This is a genomic window from Allobosea spartocytisi, assembly GCF_014764685.1.
Classification (GTDB): Bacteria; Pseudomonadota; Alphaproteobacteria; order Rhizobiales; family Beijerinckiaceae; genus Allobosea; species Allobosea spartocytisi.
Map to the genome: position 1 here is coordinate 143,150 of NZ_JACXWY010000014.1, position 7,609 is coordinate 150,758.

Annotated in this window: 8 protein-coding genes; 4 read left to right on the top strand and 4 right to left on the bottom strand. The window is 67.0% G+C overall.

Features of this window, described 5'->3' with window-relative positions:
* The 4 genes from IED13_RS20185 (at nt 1) to IED13_RS20200 (ending at nt 3,813) form a co-directional block, all read left to right on the top strand.
* Nucleotides 1-1,503 carry a tripartite tricarboxylate transporter permease gene (locus IED13_RS20185; RefSeq protein ID WP_113253330.1) on the top strand — a complete coding sequence of 501 codons (1,503 nt, stop codon included), beginning with the start codon at nt 1-3 and terminating at the stop codon, nt 1,501-1,503.
* 64 nt (nt 1,504-1,567) lie between these two features.
* Nucleotides 1,568-2,542, top strand: coding sequence for a tripartite tricarboxylate transporter substrate-binding protein (locus IED13_RS20190; protein WP_051987700.1), 975 nt, complete (start codon nt 1,568-1,570; stop codon nt 2,540-2,542).
* 249 nt (nt 2,543-2,791) lie between these two features.
* Complete coding sequence (locus IED13_RS20195; RefSeq protein WP_038361013.1) at nt 2,792-3,226, top strand: DUF1236 domain-containing protein; 435 nt, start codon at nt 2,792-2,794, stop codon at nt 3,224-3,226.
* Between the two features lie 179 nt (nt 3,227-3,405).
* Nucleotides 3,406-3,813 carry a DUF1236 domain-containing protein gene (locus tag IED13_RS20200; protein ID WP_112763272.1) on the top strand — a complete coding sequence of 136 codons (408 nt, stop codon included), beginning with the start codon at nt 3,406-3,408 and terminating at the stop codon, nt 3,811-3,813.
* A gap of 65 nt (nt 3,814-3,878) precedes the next feature.
* Here IED13_RS20200 and upp read toward each other — a convergent pair whose 3' ends face one another.
* From upp to IED13_RS20220, 4 genes are all read right to left on the bottom strand, one after another.
* The gene (gene upp / locus IED13_RS20205) at nt 3,879-4,520 is read right to left on the bottom strand and encodes a uracil phosphoribosyltransferase (RefSeq protein ID WP_038361008.1); all 642 of its coding nucleotides are present in this window, start codon (nt 4,518-4,520) and stop codon (nt 3,879-3,881) included.
* A 174-nt stretch (nt 4,521-4,694) separates the two neighbouring features.
* On the bottom strand, nt 4,695-5,912 hold the full coding sequence (locus tag IED13_RS20210) for a URC4/urg3 family protein (protein WP_191125234.1): 1,218 nt from the start codon (nt 5,910-5,912) through the stop codon (nt 4,695-4,697).
* Nucleotides 5,913-5,963: 51 nt separating this feature from the next.
* A complete protein-coding gene (locus IED13_RS20215) occupies nt 5,964-7,226 on the bottom strand; it encodes a GTP cyclohydrolase II (protein ID WP_191125235.1) in 1,263 nt (420 codons plus the stop codon).
* A gap of 114 nt (nt 7,227-7,340) precedes the next feature.
* On the bottom strand, nt 7,341-7,502 hold the full coding sequence (locus tag IED13_RS20220) for a Thivi_2564 family membrane protein (RefSeq protein ID WP_091855869.1): 162 nt from the start codon (nt 7,500-7,502) through the stop codon (nt 7,341-7,343).
* Nucleotides 7,503-7,609 lie beyond the last annotated feature (107 nt).

The following is a 7,609-nucleotide window of genomic DNA, read 5'->3' on the forward strand; positions in this document are numbered from 1 at the left end:
ATGATGGAGACATTTTCCCACCTCTCGCTCGGCTTCGGCGTCGCGCTGACGATGCAGAACATCGCGCTGTGCTTCGTGGGCTGCCTCGTCGGCACCCTGATCGGCGTGCTGCCCGGCGTCGGCCCGATCGCGACGATCTCGATCCTGCTGCCGATCACCTTCGGCCTCGATCCGACGGGCGCGTTGATCATGCTCGCCGGCATCTATTACGGCGCCCAATATGGCGGCTCGACCACCGCGATCCTGGTCAACATCCCGGGTGAGGCCACCGCCGTGGTGACCACGCTCGACGGTCACCAGATGGCCAAGCAGGGCCGCGCCGGCATCGCGCTCGGCACCGCCGCCATCGGCTCCTTCGTCGCCGGCTGCGTCGCCACGGTCGCCATCGCCGCGCTCGGCGCGCCGCTGACCAAGATGGCGCTGCTGTTCGGCCCGGCCGAATATTTCTCGCTGATGGTGATGGGCCTGTGCTTCGCGGTCGTGCTGGCGCGCGGCTCCATCCTCAAGGCCTTCTGCATGATCATGCTCGGGCTTCTGCTCTCGACGGTCGGGACAGATCTCGAGACCGGCCAGGAACGGCTGAGCTTCGGCATCCCGGCCCTGTCCGACGGCATCGACTTCTCGGTGCTGGCGATGGGCGTGTTCGGTTTCGCCGAGGTGCTGCGCAACCTCGAGAACCCCGAGGCGCGCGACGTCGTCAAGGCCAAGATCGGCCGGCTCCTGCCCGGCTGGAGCGACATCAAGCAGTCGGTGGCGCCGGTGCTGCGCGGCACCGCGATCGGCGGCGTTCTCGGCATCCTGCCCGGCAACGGCGCGGTGCTCGGCCCCTTCGCCAGCTATACGATGGAGAAGAAGCTCGCCAAGGATCCCTCGCGTTTCGGCAAGGGCGCGATCGAGGGCGTGGCGGGGCCGGAATCGGCCAACAATGCCGGCGCGCAGACCGCCTTCATCCCGCTGCTGACGCTCGGCATCCCGCCGAATGCGGTGATGGCGCTGATGGTCGGCGCGATGACGATCCACGGCATCATCCCCGGCCCGCAGGTGATGACCCGCAATCCGGAGCTGTTCTGGGGCATGATCGCCTCGATGTGGATCGGCAACCTGATGCTGCTCGTCATCAACCTGCCGCTGGTCGGCATGTGGGTGAAGCTGCTGCAGGTGCCCTACCGGCTGATGTTCCCGGCGATCCTGATCTTCTGCTGCATCGGCATCTATTCGGTGAACAACCAGCCGATGGACGTCGCCTTCACCGCGATGTTCGGCCTGTTCGGCTATCTGCTGATCAAGCTCGGCTTCGAGCCGGCGCCGATGCTGCTCGGCTTCGTGCTGGGCAAGCTGATGGAAGAAAAGCTCAGGCAGGCGCTGATCATCTCGCGCGGCTCGTTCGTGACCTTCGTGGAGCGCCCGATCTCCGCCGGGCTGCTCGTCGTCGCCGTGCTCGTGCTCGTCGTCGCGTTGCTGCCCTCGATCTCGAAGAAGCGCGACGAAGTCTTCACCGAATGACGGGGTTGCCGCCCCGGCGGCACCCCTCCACTCTCATCGTCAATAATCTCAGGGAGGAATGCCAATGAAGAAGCTCGTTCTCGGCCTTGCCGCCACCGCGGCGCTGGCCTTCGCCGGCGGCGCGCAGGCGCAGGGCTATCCGACGAAGCCCGTCACGATGATCGTGCCCTTCGCGGCCGGCGGCCCCACCGACATCATCGCGCGCATCGTCGCCGACAACATGTCGAAGACGCTCGGCCAGCAGATCGTCATCGAGAACGTCGCCGGCGCCGGCGGCACGACCGGCATCGCCCGCGCCCTCACGGCGGCGCCGGACGGCTACACCATCGCGATGGGGCATCTGGGCACCTTCTCGGCGGCGCCCGCCACCTATCCCGGCCTGAAATACGACCCGATCAACGGCATGCAGACGATCGGGCTCGCCGGCGGCACGCCGATCCTGATCGTGGCGCGCAAGAATTTCGAGCCGAAGGACCTCAACGGGTTCGTCAGCTATGTGAAGGCCAACGCCGACAAGGTGAACGAGGCCCATGCCGGCCTCGGCTCGGTCTCCTGGACGACCTGCACCCTGCTCAAGGGCGTTCTCGGCACGCCGAAGATCAATGCCGTCGCCTATCGCGGCACCGGCCCGGCGCTCAACGACCTCGTCTCCGGCCAGGTCGACTTCATGTGCGACCAGATCGTCTCGGTCGCCGAGCAGGTGCGCGCCAACTCGATCAAGGCCTATGCCGTCGCCTCGGCGCAGCGCTCGCCGGCGCTGCCGGACGTCCCGACCACCAAGGAAGCCGGCCTGCCCGAGTACCAGATCGAGGCCTGGAACGGCATCGCCGGGCCGAAGGGCCTGCCGAAGGAGGCCGTCGACAAGCTGGTCGACGCGCTGAACAAGGCGCTCAACGACGAAGGCACCAAGAAGCGCCTGCTCGATCTCGGCACCGTCCTGCCGACCGCCGAGGAGCGCACGCCGGCCGGCTTCGCCGCCCTGATCAAGCGCGATGCCGACAAGCTGACCCCGGCGCTTTCGGCTGCCCCCAAGCAGTAATCCCCCACTTTTTTGGGTTGCGTGACGGCGGGCCTTCGGGCCCGCCGTTTTCGTTCGAGCGTGCCCTTTCACCCTCCCCCGCCGCTGCGTTACCCCGACAAGACACTGAGCTAAAACGGCTTTCCGGAGCTTGTTTCAGACCGTTAACATCTCGTGACCGGGCCTGAGCGGAACTGGCGCTCCCCCTGCCGGTTCTTCCCCCACGAAGTTCGCTTCGACGCGAAGTTCACTTCGATAAGGAGAAGAACCATGATCAAGAAGCTTGCTTTCGTTGCGGCGCTCGCCCTCGTTCCGGCGACCGCCTTCGCCCAAACCCAGCAGCCCTCCGGCGGTGCCGTCGGCGGCGCGACCAGCGGCGCGGCGGCCGGTGCCGTGGGCGGCGCGGTGGTCGGCGGCCCGGTCGGAGCCGTGGTCGGCGGTGTCGGCGGCGCCGTGGTCGGCGCCATCGTCGGCGATGCGGCGACCCCGCGCTTCCGCACCTATGTCGTCGAGCAGCGCGTGCCGTCCTACACCTATGCCGAGCCGGTCGCGGTCGGCACCGTCCTGCCGGAACAGGGCGTGGTCTATCGCCCCCTGCCGGCGGAATACGGCCCGCAGGCGTCGGGCTACGCGTACACCGTGGTGAACGACCGCGCGGTCATCGTCGAGCCGCAAACCCGCCGCGTGGTACAGATCATCCAGTAACGACCGCTATCGCGCCGAAGGCACTGCCAGCGAAACCCGCCGGCCTTCGGCCACGGCCCGCCCCGAAACCGGGGCGGGCTTTTTTTATTTTTCGCAAGACGCCGGATCCATCGGGAACAGGAAGGCGGCAGCGCAGTTTCCCCGGGGCAAGGGGGCGCAATCGACGTCGGAGGACGATTATGATCAAGCGTATCCTGATTGCGGCTGCTTTCGCGGCCGTCCCTGTCGTGGCGTTCGCGCAAACCACCGGCCCGATCATCCGCGATCCCACGGGCGGTTCGACGCGCGACCCTGCCCTGGCAGAACCCATGTTCGGCACCTTCGCCCCGGCTCCGATGCACGAGGCCGCCGGCGGGATGATGATCAGCGATGAGGCGGCCTTCCGGAACTACGTGATGGCGCAGCACGTGCGGTCCTATCACTATCGCCAGCCGGTCGAGGTCGGCACGATGTTGCCGGCGCGAGGCGTGACGTTCCACGCGGTGCCGACGGAATATGGCGCGCATGGCTATCGCTACACGGTGGTGAACGACCAGGCCGTCATCGTCGAGCCGCGCACGAGGCGCGTCGTCGAAGTGATCGAATAGCCCTTTCGGCTGCTCGGAGGGGCTCGTGCCGGCAAAACGGCGCGGGCCCATTTTTTCGGCCTGGTTCAGCGCGTGCCGAACATCCGGTCGCCGGCATCGCCCAGGCCGGGGACGATATAGCCGTGATCGTTGAGCTTCTCGTCGATAGCGGCGGTCCAGATGCGGACATCCGGATGGGCGCCACGCAGATGTGCGATGCCTTCCGGCGCGGCGAGCAGGCAGACGAAGCGCAGATCCTTCGCGCCGCGCTCCTTCAGGCGTTCCATCGCCGCCACGGCGGAGTTGGCCGTCGCCAGCATCGGGTCCATCACCACGATCATGCGGTCGGCGATGTCGGACGGCGCCTTGAAGTAATACTCCACCGCCTGCAGCGTATCCGGGTCGCGATAGAGGCCGATATGAGCGACGCGGGCCGCCGGGACGAGCTCGAGCATGCCGTCGAGAAAGCCGACGCCGGCGCGCAGGATCGGGGCGAAGACCAGCTTCTTGCCGGCGATGACCGGCTGCATCGATGTCTGCAGCGGCGTCTCGATCTCGATCAGCTCGGTCGGCAGGTCGCGCGTCACCTCATAGCAGAGCAGCATGCCGATCTCGTTGAGGAGCTGGCGGAAGCTCTTGGTCGAGCGGTCCTTCTCGCGCATCAGCGTCAGCTTGTGCTGGACCAGCGGATGGTCGACGACGGTGACACCGTCCTGGCTCAAGGTCATCGATTCCCCTTCCCTGTTCTCGGTGCTCCGAGCATCTTCGTCACGCCGTCATTCCGGGCGAAGCGAAGCGCAGACCCGGAATCCATCGTAGAGCGCCGAGCCCGGTGATGGATTCCGGATCGGCGCCGCTATCGCGGCTTGTCCGGAATGACGAGGCGGATAGCATAGATCCGCTTAGAATACCGTGCCGTCGCTGATGATGGCGAGGGGCGGGCCGCCATCCACACGCTTTTCGCGCGCGATGCGCCGGCCGGCGGCCCAGCTGCCGCCTTCCAGCACCTTGGCGAGCGGCAACTCCTCGCGCGAGCGGCCGAGGCGCTTGCGGACGACCGAGCCGACCTCATCCAGCAGCGCGACGGTCAGCGCACGCCATTCCACCACCAGGGCCGAGGAGACCTCATGGGGCTTTGCCCGGTCGGCCTCGTCCTTGAGCGCGATCACGCCGAGATCGAGGAAGAGCCCGCCATTGCGGTATTCCGGCAGGCCGGTGAGATCGTCGATGTCGACGACGGCGATGCCGGCCCACTCCAACGGCTCGATCAGCGAATAGGTCAGCCATTGCGAGAGCTTGTGGAAGGGGACGAGCCCTTCGGTGACCTCGCCCATGGCGATCAGCGGATGGCGCCAGGTGTCGCCGAGCGCCACGCCGGCGAGCGTCAGGCGCGACGGCCAGATTCCGCCGAAGGTCGCCAGCACCTCGCCCAGCATGTGGCCGGCCCGGACGGTTCCCGTATCGGCAGCCGTCGAGAAGCGGTCGAACAGCTCACCGGGGCGTGACAGGCCCTGCCGCTCCAGCTCCTCGCCAAGTCGATTGAGCAGGGCGGCACGCCCTTCGAGCGCCATCAGCGGGTTGGCCGGCCCCGCCTGGAAACCCTGTGCCAAAGAGGCCTCGTCGAGATGTCTCAACGCCTCAGCATCGGCGCGCAGGGGATCGACCGGGTTGCTGGAGAACAGGCCCGCCGCGAACATGTCGAGCGAGGCGAGCGCCAGCCCTTCGGAGCGACCGATCTCGCGGCCCGTCGCAGCGTCGCGATAGCGCCAGTCCGGCCCGGCGCCGGCGTCGAGCAGCACGCTGACCACGGCGAGGTCATAGGCGGCGCGGCCACGCGCGGCAGGATCCGGAAAGTGCGCGGCGGCGTCGAGCCGCTGCCAGCGGTCGTCCCCCGCCAGGACGAAATGGCGCCAGCGCGCATGGAAGGGGATGTCGAGCGTCGGGTAATTCGCGCGGATGGTGTCGAGGACATAATCGGCGCAGGCCTCCAGCCGCTCGGGATGCACGCTGAAATGCAGGAGCTGCCCGGCAAGGCCGAGCTCCAGCATCTCCTGCGCGCGGGCGCGGACGGCCGCAGGCTTCAACAGGGCGCGGAACGCCTCGGGATTGGAACTCGGCATGGAGCTGCGGCTTTCGTCGCTGAGAATTTGCGTCGCTTGGAATCGGCTCGCTCAGAACTTGTCGAGATCGCGGCCGACCGTGGCCTTGAGCGCGTTGTCGCCCGGCGCGCCCTCGGGCGAGTAATAGCCCGCCGCCTTCTTGGCCTCGATCTCGACCGAGGCGTCGAGCGGAATCAGCTCCGGGGGAATCGCGACGCGCTCGCCGATCGCGATGCCGCTCTCGACCATGGCGTCGTATTTCATGTTCGACATCGACATCAGCCGGTCGATATGCGTGACGCCGAGCCAGTGCAGCACGTCCGGCATGAGCTGCTGGAAGCGGGCATCCTGCACGCCCGCGACGCATTCGGTGCGCTCGAAATAGGTCGCGGCGGAATCGCCGCCCTCCTGGCGCTTGCGGGCGTTGTAGACGAGGAATTTCGTGACCTCGCCGAGCGCCCGGCCCTCCTTGCGGTTGTAGACGATCAGGCCGACGCCGCCGCTCTGCGCCTCCTTCACGCATTCCTCGATGCCATGGGTGAGATAGGGGCGGCAGGTGCAGATATCGGAGCCGAAGACGTCCGAGCCGTTGCATTCGTCATGGACGCGGCAGGCGATGCGGCTCTTCGGATCGGCGAGCGCGGAAACCTCGCCCATGACATAGGCCGTGATCGAGCCGATCGGCGGCAGGAAGACCTTGAGGTCCGGCCGTGTCACCAGTTCGGGATACATGCCGCCGGTCTGCTCGAAGAGCGTGCGGCGCAACTCGTTTTCCGTCGTTCCGAAGCGCTCGGCGATGCCCGGCAGATACCAGACCGGATCGACCGCGATCTTGGTGACGGAGATGTCGCCGGTGGGGTGCAGGATGTGCCCGTCCGCCGCGAGGCGATGCGCGCCCATCGCCGCCAGGATCTCGGGCAGGTTGAGCCGCGCCTTGGTGATCGCGATCGAGGGGCGGATATCGATGCCCTCGCCGATCAGCTTGCCGAAATCCTGCGCCACCGTATGGCCGAAGGGGTCGAGCGAGACGATCTTCTTGGGATCGGCCCATTGCGGCTGCGGCGCGATCTCCGCCGTCGGATGGGTGTTGGTCAGGTCCGGGCGCTGCGAAGGATTCATCGCGCGGGCCGAGATGGCGAGCGCGCGATAGACCGAATAGGAGCCGCCATGGGCGCCGATGACGTTGCGGTCGGCGGGATTGGTGGTCGAGGCGATGACCGGGCCGCGCTCGGCCGCCGTCGGTGCGCCCCATCGGATCGGGAAGCGCAGGGCGGCGCTGCCGGGTTCGGGATGGGAGGTCAGCCTGATATGGCCGGTGCGGTTCGGCGCGTTCATCGCGGTCGTACCCCGAAGGTCTTGCCCTTAAACAGGAAAGGCCCCGTGACGGCATGTCCGGGGCCCTCTGGATTTCAACGAGTCTGAACCAGCGCAGGCGCGCCGTCAATCAGCTTAGAAAACAGCGAGATAGCGCAGAAGCGAGATGATGCCGATCACGATGACGATGATCTGCACGACGTTCTTGATCTGCCCGTCGAGCGGCAGCATGCGCACGAGATAGAGCACGAGACCGATGACGAGAACGGTGATCAGAAGCGAAATCAGAATGGACATATCGAAGCCCTTTATCTCGGCCGGTCGCCGGCCCCCCGAGCCCCACCGCGACGTCTTCGCGGCAAGTCAGCCCCGATGACAGAACGTCGCAGGGTCTGTCTCTTATA